The sequence below is a fragment of the Curtobacterium sp. MCLR17_031 genome (assembly GCF_003234775.2).
Classification (GTDB): domain Bacteria; phylum Actinomycetota; class Actinomycetes; order Actinomycetales; family Microbacteriaceae; genus Curtobacterium; species Curtobacterium flaccumfaciens.
The window spans coordinates 2,775,334-2,792,411 of the sequence record NZ_CP126270.1; the positions used below are offsets into that span (position 1 = coordinate 2,775,334).

General features: G+C 71.8%; 19 protein-coding genes. 7 read left to right on the top strand and 12 right to left on the bottom strand.

Annotated elements, in window-relative coordinates; translation table 11 throughout:
* Positions 1-38: 38 nt before the first annotated feature.
* On the bottom strand, positions 39-770 hold the full coding sequence (locus DEI96_RS13165; RefSeq protein WP_111022162.1) for a FadR/GntR family transcriptional regulator: 732 nt from the start codon (positions 768-770) through the stop codon (positions 39-41).
* Positions 771-856: 86 nt separating this feature from the next.
* On the opposite strand from DEI96_RS13165, the gene DEI96_RS13170 reads away from it, so the two are divergent.
* From DEI96_RS13170 to DEI96_RS13185, 4 genes are all read left to right on the top strand, one after another.
* Entirely contained in the window at positions 857-1,762 is a 906-nt protein-coding gene (locus DEI96_RS13170) for a proline iminopeptidase-family hydrolase (RefSeq protein WP_258372673.1), read from the top strand.
* Between the two features lie 181 nt (positions 1,763-1,943).
* Positions 1,944-3,350, top strand: coding sequence for an APC family permease (locus tag DEI96_RS13175; RefSeq protein ID WP_111022160.1), 1,407 nt, complete (start codon positions 1,944-1,946; stop codon positions 3,348-3,350).
* Entirely contained in the window at positions 3,347-4,276 is a 930-nt protein-coding gene (locus tag DEI96_RS13180) for an acetamidase/formamidase family protein (protein WP_111022159.1), read from the top strand. The genes DEI96_RS13175 and DEI96_RS13180 overlap by 4 nt, the downstream gene beginning before the upstream one ends.
* A 161-nt stretch (positions 4,277-4,437) precedes the next feature.
* Positions 4,438-5,205 (top strand): SGNH/GDSL hydrolase family protein, encoded by a 768-nt coding sequence (locus DEI96_RS13185; protein ID WP_258372671.1) that lies wholly within the window; start codon positions 4,438-4,440, stop codon positions 5,203-5,205.
* A 6-nt stretch (positions 5,206-5,211) separates the two neighbouring features.
* Here the strand turns inward: DEI96_RS13185 and DEI96_RS13190 are convergent, their stop codons facing one another.
* From DEI96_RS13190 to DEI96_RS13200, 3 genes are all read right to left on the bottom strand, one after another.
* Positions 5,212-5,703, bottom strand: a complete 492-nt coding sequence (locus tag DEI96_RS13190) for a GNAT family N-acetyltransferase (protein ID WP_111022158.1) — start codon at positions 5,701-5,703, stop codon at positions 5,212-5,214.
* 4 nt (positions 5,704-5,707) lie between these two features.
* Positions 5,708-7,111, bottom strand: coding sequence for an LLM class flavin-dependent oxidoreductase (locus tag DEI96_RS13195; RefSeq protein WP_220039095.1), 1,404 nt, complete (start codon positions 7,109-7,111; stop codon positions 5,708-5,710).
* Positions 7,112-7,248: 137 nt separating this feature from the next.
* The gene (locus tag DEI96_RS13200) at positions 7,249-7,617 is read right to left on the bottom strand and encodes a VOC family protein (RefSeq protein WP_111022157.1); all 369 of its coding nucleotides are present in this window, start codon (positions 7,615-7,617) and stop codon (positions 7,249-7,251) included.
* Positions 7,618-7,679: 62 nt separating this feature from the next.
* Here DEI96_RS13200 and DEI96_RS13205 point away from each other — a divergent pair, with 62 nt between their 5' ends.
* A complete protein-coding gene (locus tag DEI96_RS13205) occupies positions 7,680-8,132 on the top strand; it encodes a MarR family winged helix-turn-helix transcriptional regulator (RefSeq protein WP_111022156.1) in 453 nt (150 codons plus the stop codon).
* Here DEI96_RS13205 and DEI96_RS13210 read toward each other — a convergent pair.
* Entirely contained in the window at positions 8,120-8,689 is a 570-nt protein-coding gene (locus tag DEI96_RS13210; protein WP_111022155.1) for a uridine kinase family protein, read from the bottom strand. The two genes, DEI96_RS13205 and DEI96_RS13210, sit on opposite strands and share 13 nt — an antisense overlap.
* 53 nt (positions 8,690-8,742) lie before the next feature.
* Here DEI96_RS13210 and DEI96_RS13215 point away from each other — a divergent pair, with 53 nt between their 5' ends.
* Positions 8,743-9,198 (top strand): GNAT family N-acetyltransferase, encoded by a 456-nt coding sequence (locus DEI96_RS13215; RefSeq protein ID WP_111022154.1) that lies wholly within the window; start codon positions 8,743-8,745, stop codon positions 9,196-9,198.
* On the opposite strand, the gene DEI96_RS13220 is transcribed toward DEI96_RS13215, so the two are convergent.
* The gene (locus DEI96_RS13220) at positions 9,152-9,727 is read right to left on the bottom strand and encodes a TetR family transcriptional regulator (RefSeq protein WP_111022153.1); all 576 of its coding nucleotides are present in this window, start codon (positions 9,725-9,727) and stop codon (positions 9,152-9,154) included. The two genes, DEI96_RS13215 and DEI96_RS13220, sit on opposite strands and share 47 nt — an antisense overlap.
* Positions 9,728-9,822: 95 nt before the next feature.
* Here DEI96_RS13220 and DEI96_RS13225 point away from each other — a divergent pair, with 95 nt between their 5' ends.
* Positions 9,823-10,875 (top strand): zinc-binding alcohol dehydrogenase family protein, encoded by a 1,053-nt coding sequence (locus tag DEI96_RS13225; protein WP_111022152.1) that lies wholly within the window; start codon positions 9,823-9,825, stop codon positions 10,873-10,875.
* Here DEI96_RS13225 and DEI96_RS13230 read toward each other — a convergent pair.
* The 6 genes from DEI96_RS13230 to DEI96_RS13255 all read right to left on the bottom strand — a co-directional run bounded on the left by DEI96_RS13230 (position 10,862) and on the right by DEI96_RS13255 (position 17,043).
* Entirely contained in the window at positions 10,862-11,338 is a 477-nt protein-coding gene (locus tag DEI96_RS13230; RefSeq protein ID WP_111022151.1) for a GNAT family N-acetyltransferase, read from the bottom strand. The two genes, DEI96_RS13225 and DEI96_RS13230, sit on opposite strands and share 14 nt — an antisense overlap.
* Before the next feature lie 27 nt (positions 11,339-11,365).
* Positions 11,366-11,815 (bottom strand): Fe-S cluster assembly sulfur transfer protein SufU, encoded by a 450-nt coding sequence (gene sufU / locus DEI96_RS13235; protein WP_111022150.1) that lies wholly within the window; start codon positions 11,813-11,815, stop codon positions 11,366-11,368.
* Positions 11,812-13,104, bottom strand: a complete 1,293-nt coding sequence (locus DEI96_RS13240) for an aminotransferase class V-fold PLP-dependent enzyme (RefSeq protein WP_111022149.1) — start codon at positions 13,102-13,104, stop codon at positions 11,812-11,814. Before DEI96_RS13240 ends, sufU begins: the two co-directional genes overlap by 4 nt.
* Before the next feature lie 135 nt (positions 13,105-13,239).
* Positions 13,240-13,452 carry an antitoxin gene (locus DEI96_RS13245; RefSeq protein WP_111022148.1) on the bottom strand — a complete coding sequence of 71 codons (213 nt, stop codon included), beginning with the start codon at positions 13,450-13,452 and terminating at the stop codon, positions 13,240-13,242.
* A gap of 95 nt (positions 13,453-13,547) precedes the next feature.
* Positions 13,548-14,831, bottom strand: a complete 1,284-nt coding sequence (locus DEI96_RS13250; protein WP_111022147.1) for a chloride channel protein — start codon at positions 14,829-14,831, stop codon at positions 13,548-13,550.
* Between the two features lie 100 nt (positions 14,832-14,931).
* Complete coding sequence (locus DEI96_RS13255; RefSeq protein ID WP_111022146.1) at positions 14,932-17,043, bottom strand: alpha-galactosidase; 2,112 nt, start codon at positions 17,041-17,043, stop codon at positions 14,932-14,934.
* Positions 17,044-17,078: the final 35 nt, after the last annotated feature.

Consider the following 17,078-nt stretch of genomic DNA (forward strand, 5'->3'; position numbering starts at 1 on the left):
CACCGACCGACCAACACACCGACCGACAGACCGTCCTCTCAGTGGCGGGGCACCTGCCCCGTCCGCCGCACGGCCCGTTCGAGCAGTTCGACGTCGATCCCGACGTGCTGCCGGGCGATCACGCCCGCCTCGGGCGCCCGCCCCGAACACACCGCGTCCACAAGCAGTTCGTGCTCGTGGAGCGCGCGGGTCTCCATCTCCGCCATGCCCTCGGCCGTGCCCCACAGGTGCGCCGGAGCGGCGATGGAGATCTGCGCCTCCAACCCGGCGAGCGCCGTCCGCAGGGCGTCGTTCCGCGCGGCGTCGATGATCGTCCGGTGCAGCACGGCATCGGCCTGCTGCTTCTCGAGCCCCGAGGTGGCGTCGCGGAACACCTCGAGCCGTGCACGGATCAGGGCGGCGTCGTCCGGGGTGACCCGTTCCGCGGCGGCCGTCGCGAGCGCCCCGTGCAGCAGCGCGATCGCGTCGGCGGTGTCCTGGATCGCCTCCCACCGGGCGAGCAGCACCCGTCCGACGGCGTCCGATGAGTTGTCCGGCCACTCGGTGCGGACGAACGTGCCGCCGCCCCGGCCACGACGGGTCTCGAGCAGCCCCCGTTCGACGAGCCGCGCGATCGCACCGCGCACGGTGACCCGGGCGACGCCGAGCAGGCCGGCGAGTTCGCGTTCCGGCGGCAGGTTCGCGCCCGGCAGGTACTCGCCCACGGCGACGGCGGTCACGAGGCGGTCCTCGACCTCGTCGACGCGCGTCTCGGTCGCACGATCGGACACTCGGACCCCCTTCGCGGTGTTACGACCACGTTAAGGCAGCGGAAAAGGTATTGCGTGGGACCTTTTTCCGCTCCATGCTGACCCCCATGTCCAGCATCACCGAATCCACGATGCCGTTCCGCGACGGCGAGACCTGGTACCGGGTCACCACGCCCGACACCCCGGTCGCCGGCGCGCTGCCCCTCGTCGTCCTGCACGGCGGGCCCGGCATGGCCCACGACTACCTCCGGAACCTCGCGGCCCTGGCCGACGAGACCGGCCGGACCGTCGTCCACCACGACCAGTTCGGCTGCGGCCGGAGCAGCCACCGCCCGGACGCCCCGGTCGACACCTGGCAGCCGCAGCTCTTCGTCGACGAGTACGCCGCCCTGGTCGAGCACCTCGGGCTCGGCGACCACCACGTCCTCGGGCAGTCGTGGGGCGGCATGCTCGGCGCCGAGATCGCCGTGCGGCAGCCCGCGGGCCTCCGCTCGCTGGCGATCTGCAACTCCCCCGCGTCGATGCAGCTCTGGGTCGACGGCGCCGCCGAGCTCCGCGCGCAGCTGCCCGCCGACGTGCAGGACGCCCTGACCCGGCACGAGACGGCCGGCACCGTCGACGACCCCGAGTACCTGGCGGCGACGCAGGTCTTCTACGAGCGGCACGTCTGCCGCGTGGTCCCGAGCCATCCGGACTTCGTCGACTCCGAGGAGCAGATGGAGCGCGAGCCGACGGTCTACCACACGATGAACGGCCCGAACGAGTTCCACGTCATCGGCACGATGCGCGACTGGACCATCGTCGACCGGCTCGACCGTGTCGCAGTGCCGACACTCGTCGTCGCCGGCGAGCACGACGAGGCCACGCCCGCCACGTGGGCACCGTTCGTCCAGCGGATCGCCGACGTCCGGCAGCACGTCTTCCCCGGCGCGAGCCACTGCTCGCACCTGGAGCAGCCGGCGGAGTTCCGCCGGGTCGTCGCGGCCTTCCTGGCCGCGCACGACGACGCCTGACCCGGCCACCTTCGGCCTGGAGGCGCGGGGCGGGCCCGCCCCGCGCCTCCCGGCCGCACAGCGCCTCCCACGCCGCAGTCCCACCCCCACAGCCGCACTCGCCTTCCCGACGACACCACCCGCTCTCCTTCCCCCCAGCACCGCCCCTGCACCCGTCCCTCCACCCGAAACGGAACCCGACATGTCGCAGCAGCACAGCGATCTCTCCGCACAGCAGCAGCTCGAGGCCTACGGCTACAAGCAGGAGCTCAAGCGCTCCGTCTCCACCACCGACCTGCTCATCTACGGCCTGGTCTTCATGGTCCCGATCGCCCCGTGGGCGATCTTCGGGACCGTCTACAACGCCTCCAGCGGCATGGTGCCGCTGGTGTACCTCGTCGGCCTCGTCGCGATGATCTTCACCGCCCTGGCCTACGCGCAGATGGCGAAGTCGATCCCCCTCGCCGGCAGCGTGTTCTCGTACGTCGGCCGCGGCATCCACCCCACCGCCGGGTTCTTCGCCGGCTGGGCGATCCTGCTCGACTACCTGCTCGTCCCGACGCTGCTCTACGTGTTCGCCGCGGAGAGCATGGTCGGCATCTTCCCGGGCACGCCCCGCTGGCTGTGGGCGCTCGTGTTCGTCGCGATCAACACGGTCATCAACCTGGCCGGGGTGTCCTCGCTCAAGCTCGCGAACCGCATCTTCCTGCTCATCGAGCTCGTCTTCGTCGCGATCTTCGTCGTCATCGCGATCGTCGCGCTGACCGGTGGCACGATCCCCGACGCGTCGTTCGGCACCGAGCAGATCTGGGACCCGGCCAAGGTGTCGGCGCCGCTCATCGCCTCGGCCCTGTCGATCGCGGTGTTGAGCTTCCTGGGCTTCGACGGCATCTCGACGCTGTCCGAGGAGTCCACCGGCCGTCGTGGCGGAGCCGGCACGGCGATGATCCTGGCGCTCGTCATCGTGGCGTTCCTGTTCATCCTGCAGACATGGCTCGCCAGCGCCCTCGCCGGGGGTCGTGACGCGTTCCCGAAGGGTGAGGCCGGCAACGCCTTCTTCACCATCGTCGAGCAGGCGTCGTCGAGCGGCTGGGCCACCGCGTTCTTCGCCGTCAACGTGCTCGCCGTCGGCATCGCGAACGCCATGGCCGCACAGGCCGCGACGAGCCGCCTGCTCTTCTCGATGAGCCGCGACCGTCAGCTGCCCGCGTTCCTGCACAAGCTCAACGGACGCCAGGTGCCGCAGAACGCGATCATCGTCGTCTCGGTGCTCTCCGCGATCCTGGTGCTGTTCTTCGTCGGGCAGATCGACACGATCTCGTCGCTCGTGAACTTCGGCGCGCTGTTCGGCTTCATGCTCCTGCACGTGTCCGTCTTCGTGCACCACGTCGTCAGGGGGAAGTCGCGCAACTGGCTGCTGCACCTGGTCGTGCCGCTGATCGGGTTCCTGATCATCGGGTACGTCCTGCTGAACGCCGCGGTCGAGGCGAAGGTCGGCGGGATCATCTGGCTGATCGTCGGCGCGGCCGTGTTCCTGTACTACCGACGCACCGGCCGTTCCACCGAGGTCGGCTCCGAAGCAGAACCGACGACGGAGGACGCCCGATGACCCCGGACCACTTCCTGCCGAACACCCTCGGCCGCCCCGGGTTCTCGGCCGACCGGGAGCCCGTGCTGCGGGTCCGCCCCGGCACCGGCGAGACCATCGGCTTCGAGACCACCGACGCCGTCTACGCCGAACTCGACCAGCACCACGACATGGCGCAGCTGCAGGCACCGATCAACCCGGTGACCGGCCCGGTCTTCGTCGAGGGGGCCGAACCCGGCGACACCCTCGTGGTGACCATCCACGCCATCGAGCTGACCACGCACGGGTGGTCCGTGTCCCTGCCCGGCTCCGGGGCCCTGCAGCACGTCATGGGCGACCGGGTCTTCGCCCGCCGCTGCCCGATCTCGGACGGCACGGTGCAGGTGTCCGACCGGCACCGGTTCCCCGTCCGGCCGATGATCGGGTGCATCGGGACGGCCCCGGCCGAGGGTGAGAACTCGACGATCATGCCGGCCTACCCCGAGGGCGGCAACATGGACGTCACCGAGGCCAGCCCCGGCTCGACCGTGTCCCTGCCCGTCCGGGTCCCCGGTGCGCTGCTGTCGATCGGCGACATCCACGCGCTCATGGCCGAGGGCGAGTCGTCGTTCGTCGCCATCGAGGCCCAGGGCACCGCGATCGTCTCCGTCGACCTGGTCAAGGGCGGCCCGGTGCTCCGCGCACCCCGCATCGAGACCGCCGACGACTGGCTGTTCGTCGGCCTCGGCGACCCCGTGCAGGAGAGCGTCCGGCGCGGGTACGAGGACGCCTTCGTGTTCCTGGTCGACGAGCACGGCTGGACCCCCGAGGACGCCTACGCCGTGCTCAGTGCGGTCGGTGACTCAAAGCTCGGCGGGCCGACCGGCTCCACCGACCCGGACCCGTTGCACCCCTTCGCCGCCGTCGGTGCGGTCACCCTGCACCGGGTGCCGAAGTCGGTGCTGTGAGGGTTCGCTGCGGGTGACGAGCCCTTCGTGAGCAGAAATGGTCGGGTGCCGAACGGTGACCCGACCATTTCTGCTCACGAAACTCACGAAGCGCACGAAGCGCACGAAGCTCGCGCCGGGTGCCGGGAACCTGCACAGGCATGTGCACGATGATGGGGCGCATGCACGACACCATCCGCTACGTCGCGATCGGCGACAGCTTCTCGGAGGGCATCGGCGACGCCGGACCCGCTCCGTTCCCCGGCTGGACCGGACGACTCGCGAGCGCGATGGCGGGCGCCTCGGACGCCCATGTCTCGTACGCGAACCTCGCGGTGCGCGGCCGACTGCTCGCAGGGGTCCTCGACGGTCAACTCGAGGCCGCACTCGCGCTCGACCCGGCGCCGACCCTGATCACCTTCTGCGCCGGCGGCAACGACCTGCTGCGCCCGCGCTTCGAGGTGGACGCGCTGATCGGGCAGGTCGAGGCCGCCGCCGACCGCGTCGAGGCCACCGGGGCGCGCCTGGCACTCCTCAGCCCGGCCGACCCGAGCGCCCGCCTGCCCCTCGGTTCCCTGATCAACCGCCGCGGTGACGCCTGGGCCGAAGCACTCGGCACGCTCGCCCGACGCCGCGGTCTGCCGTTCGTCGACGTCTCCCGCGACCCGCACCTGCGCCGCGCGGAGTTCTGGTCGGACGACCGGCTGCACATGAACGCCACCGGGCACCAGCGTGTCGCGGACCTGGCGCTGCACGCGGTCCTGGACGGCCCTGCGCCGGTCGAGCCCGCGGACCCCGGTGCCGCCCGGGCCCGCCTGGGCGAGGAACTCCGCTACTACCGCGAGTACGTCCTGCCGTGGGTCCAGCGCCGGATCACCCGCACGTCGTCCGGCGACGGGCGCTCGGCGACCTACCCGACGTGGACGCCGGTGCGCGGTCAGGACGCGTAGCCAGCGTCAGCCCGCGACGTACACGCGGGTGGTGACCCCGCTCAGCGCGTGCGCGAACTCGTCGCCCGTCGCCACGAAGCCGCCCGCCTCGTACAGCCGCACCGCCCGGTCGTTGTCGCCGAGCACGTGCAGGACCACGCGGGGGTGTCCGGCAGCCCGGGCGTCGTGCACCGCCTCGGACAGCAGCGACCGTCCGACCCCGCGGGCCTGCACCCCGGGACGCACCGCGAGCAACGACAGGTAGGCGGCGTCCGCCGGGTCCGTCGACCGACCGGTGCCCGGTGCCGTCACGAGCACGAAGCCGTCGACCGCACCGTCCGGGCCGGGAGCCACCAGCCAGGCGACGTGCTCCGCCGCGAACTTCTGCCGTGCGCGCTCCCGCACCGCCGGGTCCTCGGCGGCACCGTCACGGGCAGCCACGGCCGCGGCCCACAGGTCGATGCAGGTGTCGGTCTCGTCCGGGGCCGCAGGACGCACGACCACGGACGACTCGATCACCCGATCAGCCTACGACCGCCCGGCTGCCGATCCTGAACGACGCCCCACGGTGCTCGTCGGGCAGCCGGTCCCCGCGGCCGTGCAGCTTCTGGCGGAGCGACCCCGGCCCGTACTCCTCCGGGTAGGCCCCACGGGCACGGAGCTCCGGGATCACGAACTCGATGACGTCCTCCCACGTGCCCGGGGTCACCGCGTACGCCAGGTTGAAGCCGTCGACGTCGGTCAGCTCCTGGATCTCCTGCAGCCGGTCGGCGATCGTCGCTCCCCCGCCGACCGCGACCGGGCCGAGTCCACCGATCGCCGTCTGCCGCGCCAGGTCACGGATCGTCCACTTCGACCCGTCCTCCCCGGTCGCTGCCGCGATGTTCGCCGCCGCCGACTGGATCGCGTTCGACTCGACGTCACCGAGGGGCTGGTCCGGGTCCCACTGCGACAGGTCGACGCCCATCCAGCCGGAGTTGAGCACCAGCGCGCCGAGCTCCGACGCGTACGACAGGTAGTCCTCGTACTTCGCCTGGGCCAGTTCGTCGGTGGCGTCCGTGATAACGGTGAGCAACGTGTAGACGCGGGCGGCGTACCGGTCGCGACCAGCTGCCTCCAGGGCGTCCCGGACCTTCGCGACGGTCGACGCGAGCTGCTCGACGGTCGGTGCGCCCACGAAGACCGCTTCCGCGTTCTCCGCGGCGAAGCGGATGCCGCGCGGCGACGCGCCCGCCTGGTAGATGACGGGCGTGCGCTGCACGGACGGTTCGGACAGGTGGATGCCCGGCACGTCGAAGTGCGTGCCGTGGTGCTCGATCGGGTGCACCTTCTCCGGGTCCGTGAAGACCCCGGCTTCGCGGTCGGCGACGACGGCGTCGTCCTCCCACGAGCCCTCCCACAGCTTGTAGAGGACCTCGAGGTACTCGTCCGCCACGTCGTACCGGTCGTCGTGCGACAGCTGGTCGGTCTGGCCCATGTTCCGCGCGGCGCTCGGCAGGTACCCGGTGACGACGTTCCAGCCGACCCGGCCCTTGGTCAGGTGGTCGAGCGTCGACATGCGTCGGGCGAACGGGTACGGGTGCTCGTACGCGGTGCCGGCCGTGATGCCGAAGCCCAGGTGCTCGGTCACCGACGCCATCGCCGACACGAGCAGGATCGGGTCGTTCACGGGCACCTGCGACCCGGTGCGGAGCGCGGCCTCGTTCGAGCCGCCGTACACGTCGTAGGTGCCCAGGACGTCGGCGATGAAGATGCCGTCGAACGCCCCGCGCTCGAGCGTCTTCGCCAGGTCCGTCCAGTAGGTCAGGTCGCGGTAGTCCCGCGACCGGTCGCGGGGGTGCCGCCACAGTCCGGAGGACTGGTGCGCGACGCAGTTCATGTCGAACGCGTTGAAGCGGATCTGCCGGTGCTCGCTGCTGGTGGTCACGGGTCGAGACGCTACGTCGGACACCTGCGACCGTCACGGATCGTGACGAAGCGTGACGGTCGCCTCCGGCACCTGCCTGGAGGCCCGCCCCGCGTCCGCCACGTCGCCCGCGCCGGGCGCGTGGCCGGTTCCCGGGCTCAGGCGCGGTCGTGGAGCGTGACGTGGTAGCCGTCGGGGTCGGCGAACGTGAACGTCCGACCGAAGGGACCGTCGATCGGCGCCGAGACGATGCGGTGGCCGTCGGCGACCAGCGCGTCGTGGATCGCCTGCACGTCCGTCGCGTGCAGCCAGACCGCGGCGCCGATGCCGGGCTGCGCCGCCGCGTCGAGGTCCGTGCCGGGCACGAGGTCGCGCAGGGCGAAGGCGATCGGCGTGGTCTCGAACACGACGGCGTGCGGCGGGCCGGCCTGCGAGCGGACGAGGCCGAGGTACCGCTCGTAGAACGCCTGTGAAGCCTCGAGGTCGCGGGTCTGCAGGGAGATGAAGTCGGGGCCGGTGACGGGCATGTGGTGCTCCTTCGGTTCGTGTCAGCCTTCTGACACAGCACAAGCTATGTCAGACTACTGACATGCGTCAAGACGACACCGGTATTCACCTCGAAACGTCGATCGGCTACCTGCTCAAGGAGACCGCGAGCGCCCTCCGGGCGTCGATGGAGGCCGTGCTGCGTCCGCTCGGCATGACGGTGACGCACTACTCCTGCCTCGAACTGCTGGCGCAGCGACCCGGCCTGTCGAACTCCGAGCTCGCGCGCGGCACGTTCGTGACCCGGCAGTCGATGAACGTCCTGCTGCAGGCCCTGGAGCGGGACGGCTTCGTCACCCGTGCCACCGAGCCGTCGGTCGGCAAGGCGCTCCCCACGCAGCTGACCGACAGCGGGCGACGGAGCCTGGCGCAGGCGAGTGCGGCGATCCGCGGGGTCGAGCAGCGGATGCTCGCCGATCTGAGCACGGACCAGCAGACCGAGGCACGTCAGATCCTGCGGAGCATGGTGACGTCGCTCCGCAGTCAGGGCACGTAGCGCACAGAAGCGGCGTCCTTCGGTGCGTACCGTTCCTCGAAGTCACGCTCGTTCGGGATCCACACGTCCCGCCAGAGCGCATCGTGCCTGCGCCCGAGCGCGCGATCACGAGCCGTGCCCCGACGCACCGCCGTGTCGAGGTCGACGTCACACCAGATGCTGACGTCGAGGTGCGGCAGCGCCTCAGGGTGGAAGAGTCCGATCAGGTCGACGACCAGGACGTCCGTCCGCGGCAGCGGCTCGGCCGGGCCGAGGGCTCGCACCGACCAGTCGAACCGCTGGAACGTGCTCGCACGACCGGCTCGGTGCGGTTCGAGCACCGACGACACCAGACGGGGACGATCGACGCCGTCCCAGTCGGAGGACCGCTGGTGGGACCGAACGGGGTCGAGGAAGTCGTCGCCGCGGATGCGGACCGCGCCGGGGAGCCCCTCGGCGAGGGTGCGCGTCAGCGTCGACTTGCCGGATCCGCAGTAGCCGGAGACACCGACGACGATCGGTGCACGGGCCGAGGCACGGTGGGACGCGACAAGGTCGATGACGCCGTCGCGGTCCATCGGGCAAGCGTACGAGGTCGATGACGGTGCACCGGAGTTCGTAGGCTGAGCGGATGGACGTCGCACTGCGGGACAGCACCACCGAGGACCTCGAGTGGCTCGTCGAGCTCCGGGCCGTGGTGCTGCGCGACGACCTGACACGCCTCGGGGTGTTCGACGAGACGCGCGTGCGACAGCGCCTCCGCGACGCGTTCCAGTCGCAGCTGACCCGCATCGTCGTGGTCGACGGCCGCGACGTCGGGTCGGTCACCGTGCGGGTCGAGGACGACGTCCGCTGGGTCGAACACTTCTACCTCGCGCCCGACGTCCAGGGGCGTGGAGTCGGTTCGACTGTGCTGCGCGCCGTCCTCGACGAGCCCCACGACGGCCCGACGCGGCTCAACGTGCTGGTGGGCAGCCCGGCTCGCCGACTCTACGAACGACACGGCTTCGTGCTCGACACCGACGACGGCGTCGACGTGTTCATGACGCTGCGGGCCGCCGATCGAGCACCCCACGGAGTGCACTGAGCTGCTCGTCGACCACGTCGGCCATCCGGCGCTCGGCCGGTCCGGTGAGCCAGGCCTCGAGGGCCAGGTGGAACAGCATCACGGTCGTCTCGGCGATGACCGCTGCCCCGGACGGATCGAGCCCGCGATGGACGAACGCCTCGCGCACGGCGTCCGTCAGGTCGGCACGCTTCCGGGCGTCGCGCTCCCGGAGCGACGACTCGGACAGCACCAGCCGCCGCACCGAGCCGACCTCGCCGTGCCGCCCCTCGAACCGCTCGTCGGCGACGGTGCGAAGGCCGTGCACGACGATGTCGAGCGGGTCGATCCCGGCCGGTGCGCCCTCGATGGCAGCCCGGGCGAGGTCGGGGATCTCGTCGTTGGCGAAGATCACCTCGCGCTTGTCGGCGAAGTACCGGAAGAAGGTGCGGGTCGTCAGACCGGCCCGTGCGGTGATCTGCGGCACGGTCGTCGCCTGGTAGCCCTGCTCGGCGAAGAGCTCGAACGCCGCACGCTCGAGTCGCCCTCGGGCATCCGGAGACCAACGCATGTGTCCACAGTAGTGGTGATGACACGTCGTGTCATGGTTGACTGAGCGATGACACGTCGTGTCATGACTCACTTCGAGCAAGAGATCGGGACACCATGTCGCCATCGGGCAACGCAGCACTCTGGACCACGTCGACCGGGCGGTTCGCCGTCGGGCCCGCCACGGTCCCCCAGCCCGGGCCCGGCGAACTCGTCGTCCGCGCCGAGTCGGTCGCCGTCAACCCGGTCGACGCCGTCGGCGGGCTCTTCCGGCACCTGGTGTTCCCGAAGCTGCGGTTCCCCGCGGTCGTCGGATCGGACGTCGCCGGCACGGTCGTCGCGATCGGCCCGGACGTCGAGCGCTTCCGCGTGGGCGACCGGGTCGTCGGGCACGCCGCGGGGCAGGAACAGCACCGGAACAGTGCTGCCGAGGGCGCCTTCCAGCACCTGGTCCTGCTGCTCGACCGTGTGACGACCCCGGTTCCGGATGCCCTGCCCGCCGAGCAGGCGGCGGTCCTGCCGCTCGCCGTCTCGACCGCAGCGGCAGGTCTCTTCGAGCCGGACCAGCTCGCGCTGTCGCTCCCGACGGTCGACGCGGTCGATCGCGACGGGGTCGTCCTGGTGTGGGGTGCGTCCACGAGCGTCGGCGCCAACGCCGTCCAGCTCGCCCGGGCCGCCGGCTACGCCGTGATCGGCACCGCATCGCCGAAGAACCACGGGTTCGTGCAGGACCTCGGGGCCGAGGCCGTGTTCGACTACCGCGACGACGGTGCCGAACGCCGCATCCTCGAGGCACTCGCCGACCGGGAGCTCGCCGGCACCCTCGCCTTCGGCCAGGGCTCGCTGACCCGCACGCTCCCGATCGTCCGGGCAGCCACCGGCTCCGGTCGGCTCGCGTCGGCGTACCCGACACCGGTGACGACGATCCGGGCGCGGCTCGAGCGCCGACACGGGGTCCACGTCACCGCGATCTGGGGCGGCCGCCCGACGGAGTCCGAGGTCGGCCCGGCGATCTACCGCGACTTCCTGCCCGAGGCGCTCCGCACCGGGAGGTACCGTGCCACCCCGACCGCGTCCGTCGTCGGATCGGGACTCGCCGCGATCCCGGACGCCCTCGCCGAACTCCGCGCCGGTGTCTCCGCCCGGAAGCTCGTCGTCACGCTCCCGTGAGCGACTTGGCGTACCAGCGGTCGGAGTACGGATCGTCGTTGAACGGCGCCACCCGGACGAAGCCGAGCCGTTCGTAGAGCGCACAGGCCTCGGCGAGCTCAGCGCGGGTGTCCAGCCGCAGCGACGTGATCCCGCGTCCCCGGCAGACGTCCTCGACGTGGCGCAGGAGCGCCGAACCGACGCCTCGGCCGCGGTGCTCCGGCAGCGTGAACACCTTCGTCAGCTCGCCGACGGCACCCACGAAGCGCACGCCGGCGCAGGCGACAGCGGCTTCCCCGTCACCCGCGATGACGAACACCCCGGAGTCCCCCTGCAGGTCGTCGTACGGCTCCTCGTCGAGCGCCCGGTCGACCTCGGCCGGCGTCGCCGCCCGCCCGTACCACCGCGACGCGACTTCCGTCAGGTAGGCCCGCACGATCGCGTCGGCCCGGCCTGCGCCGGGTCGCTCCGTCTCGATGATCATCGCGCCCCTTGCACGGCCGCAGCCGGTTCAGCGGGCCGCGGTCGCCTCGCGCGCGGCTGCTTCCGCCGCGACCCAGGCGAGCATGCCGCACTTGACGCGCATGACGAACTTCGAGACGCCGTGGAAGGCGACGAGGTCCTCGAGGACGTCCTCGTCGGGCTCACCGACACCGCGCGAGCGCATCATGGTGCGGAACTCCTCGGTCAGTGCGAGGAACTCGGGCACCGTGCGGCCGACGGCCATGTCGGTGAGGACCGATGCCGAGGCCATCGAGATCGAGCAGCCGTCACCCTGCCAAGCGAGCCCGGCGATGCGGTCGGTGCCGGGTTCGAGCCGCAGGCTGACCGTGATCTCGTCGCCGCACGTGGGGTTCCGCTCGAAGTGCGAGGCATCCGCGTCGGGCATCGCACCGTCGCCGTGCCGCGCCTTCGCGTGGTCGAGGATGACCTGCTGGTACAGGCTGTCGAGGGCGTTCACGCGGTGGCTCCGAAGTAGTCGCGGATCTCGGCGACGGCTGCGAGGAACCGGTCGACGTCGTGCTCGGTCGTGTACACGTACGTGCTGGCACGGCTCGTGGCGACGAGGCCGAGCCGGCGGTGCAGGGGCTGGGCGCAGTGGTGGCCGGAGCGCACCGCGATGCCCTGCGCGTCGAGGTACTGCGAGACGTCGTGGGCGTGCACGCCGTCGACGTCGAAGGACACCAGGCCGGAGCGCGGGACACCGGCGGGCGGGCCGACCAGGCGGATGCCGGGCACGGCGGCGAGACCGTCGAGCATCCGGCGGGCGAGGTGCTCCTCGTGGGCGCGGACGCGTTCCATGCCGATGCCCTGCAGGTAGCGGACGGCCTCGGCGAGGGCGACCGCCTGGGACACGGGCTGCGTGCCGGCCTCGAACCGCTCGGGCGCCGGCATGAACTCGGAGCCCTCCATCGTCACGGTGGTGATCATCGAGCCGCCGGTGCGGAACGGCGGCAGGGCGTCGAGCAACTCCGCACGACCCCAGAGCACGCCGATGCCGTTCGGGCCGAGCATCTTGTGCCCGGAGAACGCGGCGAAGTCGACCCCGAGCTGCTGCACGTCGAGGGGACGGTGCGGCGCGGACTGGCAGGCGTCGAGCACCACGAGGGCACCGCGGGCGTGGGCGAGCCCGACGACCTGTTCGACGGGCGCGATCATCCCGGTGACGTTCGAGACGTGCGAGAACGCGACGACCTTCGTGCGGTCGGTGATCAGCGCCGCGGCGTCGTCGGCGGTCCAGGTGCCGTCGTCGGCGACCGGGATCCAGCGCAGGGTCGCACCGGTCAGTGCGGCGAGCTCCTGCCACGGCACGAGGTTGGCGTGGTGTTCGGCCTCGGTCACGAGGATCTCGTCACCGGCGCCCAGGCGGAAGCGCTCCGCGTCGACACCGCCGCGGCCGTGGCTGGCGTTGGCCATGCCGTAGGCGACGAGGTTGAGGGCGTCGGTGGCGTTCGCGGTCCACACGACCTCGGTCGGGGCGGCGGCACCGATGAAGCCGGCGACGGTGGCGCGGGCGTCCTCGTAGGCGTCGGTGCTGAGGGCCGCGAGCGTGTGGGCCCCGCGGTGGACGGCGGCGTTGTCGTGCTCGAGGAACCGGCGCTCGGCGTCGAGGACCTGGCGCGGGCGTTCAGCCGTCGCCCCGGAGTCCAGGTACGCCAACGGCTGCCCGTTCACGTCCTGCTCGAGGATCGGGAAGTCCCGCTTGATCGCCTCGACCTCGGTCTCGGTGAGCGGCTGGTTCGGCGCCACGACTGTCACGTCTCGTCCTCCTGGTGCTGCTGTCCGGAGCAACCCGTCCATGGTGTCCGTTGTTCCCGACCACGTCCAGTCGGCACGGCGACGGCCCAGGACCACGCCGGGTCCTGGGCCGTCGCACGTCGTCCGCTACTCGTTGCCGATCTTCTTGTCCGCAGCGTCGCGGGCCCCGTCGATCTTGTTGTCGTACTTGCCGCCCGTGGCCTTCTTGACCGCGTCGGCCACGCCGCCGAGCACCTTGTCGCTGACGTCCTCGGCCTTCTCGCTCTGCAGGGCGTCCTGGACCTTGCCGTCCTTCAGGAACTCCTGGGCCTTCTTCGTGATGTCGTCGAACCCCGCCATCGGCTGCTCCTCGTCTCGGTGCGGAGCCCGTCGCTCCGTCCTGGCGCCGACAGTAGGCCGCAGGGCAGCCGTCCGTACCGGAACGCTCGGGGTCTTCACACCATCTGGGCGCTGCGACGGCGCGCGAGCACGTACCCGACGGCGACCGCGCCGGACACCGCGAGCAACGAGGGCACGAGGATGTCGGTGCCCTGCTGGGTGAACTCGACGACGAGCACGAGGGCGGTGAACGGCGCCCGCATGGTGGTGGCGAGGAAGGCCGCCGCACCGACGAAGGCGAAGGCCGCCAGACTCGGACCGTCGGCCGGCCACAGCAGCAGCCACGCACCGCCCAAGCCACCGCCGATCGCCGAACCGATCGCGATCGACGGAGTCAGCGTGCCACCGACCGCACCGGCCCCGATGGTGGCCGAGGTGGTCACGGTCCGCAGGACACCGAGCAGCAGCAGCAGGACGATCGGCGAGAGGCCGGCGAACGAGGCGTCGTCGAGCGTGGTGTTCATCGCGACGAGGCCGAGCGCCCGACCGTTCCCGAGGATCTCGGGGAACGGGATCGCGATGAGCCCCACCATCGCGAAGACCACCGGCAGCACGACGAGCAGGTGCCAGCCCTTCGGCGCGATGCCCTGCAGCCGGTTGGTCAGCTTGACGAACCCGACCCCGGCGAGCCCCAGGACGGGCCCGACGACGACCGCCCAGACGAGCAGCGACGGCGACAGGTGCATCGCGGGCACGTGGTAGAGCACCTCGTCCGGGATCACGAGCCGGGCGGTGATGGCGGCGACGGCACTCGTGGCGAAGGCGGGCAGCGCGGTCGCGAAGCTGATCTCGCCGAGCAGGACCTCGACCGCGAAGAGCGCACCGCCGAGGGGTACGTCGTACACGGCGGCGAGGCCGGCCGCAGCACCGCAGGCGACGAGGATCTTCGTCTCGCGCGCGGTCAGTCCCGCACGACGGGTGACGAGCTGGGCGAGCCAGGCCCCGACCTCGCGCGGCGCCACCTCTTTGCCGATGGACGCGCCGAGCCCCACGGCCAGGATCTGGATGCCGGCGTTCGCGAGCGTCGCCAGGGCCGGCATCCGCTTGCCGTCGACGGCCGCGGTGACCGAGACGATCGAGCGCCCCCACCGACGGAGCGCCCACCAGGCGAACCCGGTCAGGACGCCGGCCGCGGTGAGCGCGAGGAACCGGTTCAGGCCCGACGATGCGTCGGCGGCCTCGAGGTGCCCGCCGAACCCGTACCCGAAGGCGACGAACTGGATGAGCTGGAGCGCGAGCCAGACCGCGATGCCGGCGATGCCGCCGGAGACGCCCACCAGGGCGGTGACGACGGCGAGCTTGAGGGCCCAGACCGGGGTCGCGTGTCCGGAGTGCGGCATGACCGGAAGCCTAACGGGCTGGACGCACCCGATGACGGACCGCGACGGGCCTGCCGGACGCGGGACGGGCCTCCAGGCCGGGAGCCCCGACCACCCGCCGTCAGACGGCCGTCACCCGGAACGGCACCACGCAGTCGGCCGGCATGAGCGGCGGCTGCAGGCCGACGGTGCCGAGCACCCGGCCGCTGAACACCCGCGGGCCGGACCACCAGTCCGGTCGCACCAGGTCGTGGCCGTCGCCGATGACCACCGGGTCGACGCGGTACGAGGTGTCGGGGTCGAGGTCGCGGAAGGTGACCCGGCCGGTGCCGGAGACCTCGGAGCGGCCGATGCTGGCGAGGAAGAAGACGGCCCGCTGCCGGTCCGGCGCGACCGTGCCGTACACGAGCCGTGCATCGTCGACCTCGTCGGAGCGCACCAGGTCGCCGGCGTGCAGGAGCGGGCGGAGCTCCCGGTACAGCGCGATCCACTCGGTCAGCGCGGCGGACTCGTCGGCGGTCGCGCCGGCCAGGTCCCACTCGATACCGAGGTGCCCGACCAGCGCCGTGCCGGCACGGAAGGCGAGGTCGTGGACGCGACCGGTCGTGTGGTTCCGGCCGCTCGCGATGTGCGACCCGAGCAGCTCCGGCGGCAGGAGCTGCTGCGTCCACCGGTGCATCTGCTGGCGCTCCAGCGGGTCGATGTCGTCGGACACCCACACCCGCGCGGTGTGCTCGATGACGCCGAGGTCGACCCGACCGCCACCCGACGAGCACGACTCGATCTCCAGGGACGGGAACCGCTCGCCGAGCGTCGCCATCAACCGGTACGCGGCGAGGGTCTGCTCGTGGACCGCTGCGCCTCCGCCCGGGAACCCCGCCTCGACGAGGTCGCGGTTGTGGTCCCACTTCACGGCATCCACCGCGTACTCGCCGATGATCGCCGTCATCCGTTCGAGCACGTGGTCGAAGGCCTCGGGGATCGCCAGGTTGAGCACCTGCTGGTCGCGGGACCGGGCGGGCAGCCGACCGTCGGCCTGCAGGATCCACTCCGGGTGGGCGCGGGCGAGGTCGCTGTCCTCGTTCACCATCTCGGGTTCGAACCACAGGCCGAACTCCATGCCGAGCGCACGGACGCGGTCGACCAGCGGTCCGAGGCCGTCTGGCCAGACGTCCTCGTCGACGTACCAGTCACCGAGGCCGGCGTGGTCGTCGCGGCGGCCACGGAACCAGCCGTCGTCGAGCACGTAGCGTTCGACGCCGAGGGCCGCAGCACGCTCGGCGAGGTCGACGAGCCGGGCCAGGTCGTGGTCGAAGTACACGGCCTCCCACACGTTGATCGTCATCGGGCGGGGCGTCGTCGGGTGCTGCGGGCGGCTGCGGAGCCAGCGGTGGAACCGTCGGGCCTGGTCGTCGAGGCCGTCCCCGTGGGCGAAGTACACCCACGGCCCCTCGTACGTGGCGCCGGTGCCGAGCCGGACCTCGCCGGGCAGCAGGAGTTCGCCGCCCCCGATGACCTGGCGGCCGGTGGCGAGCCGTTCGGCGTGGTGCCGGTGGTTGCCGCTCCAGGCGGTGTGGACGCCCCAGACCCGGCCGTGGGCGAAGCCGAAGCCCGGCTCCCCCACCGTCAGCACGGTCGCGGCGTCGGTGCCGGTACGACCCTTCCGTCCCTCGCGCTGGTGGGTTCCCACGACGAGTTCGCGGCGCTGCGGGGTCCGCTCCTTGCCCCAGCGGCCGGCGAAGTCCAGGATCTCGCGGGCCCCGGACGGGATCGGCATCGCGAGCGTCAGGTCGTCAACGGTGTAGACGCCGTCGGCGGTGTTCGTCACGCTCGCGCGGGCCCGCACGAGCCCGGAGCCGAGCATCTCGATGGTCACCCGGACGGTGAGTCCGGCGGTGGTGTCCTCGGCGTCGGCGGTGACCGTGGTGTCGGTGACCGCGAGCGACGTCACCGTGAACGCGGGCGACCAGTCGGCGCCGTCACGGTGCCCGGCGAGCCCCGGACGACCGCTCCAGCCCCGGTGCGGCTCGGGCAGCACCGACAGGCGGACCGGGTCGTCCATCTCGTTCGGGGACACCGGGGTGACGTCGGCGTCGGCGAGGGCCGTCAGCGCGTCGGTGTCGAGCGGTCCGAGTGCCGCTCCCCAGTGCACGACGGCGGGGAGCGCGTCGTCGCGGCAGTCCAGGACGAGCGAGACGCCACCGGCGGTCAGGTGGACGAGTTCGTGCGGCATGCGGGCTCCAGTCGGCGTCGTTGCACGTCAGAGCT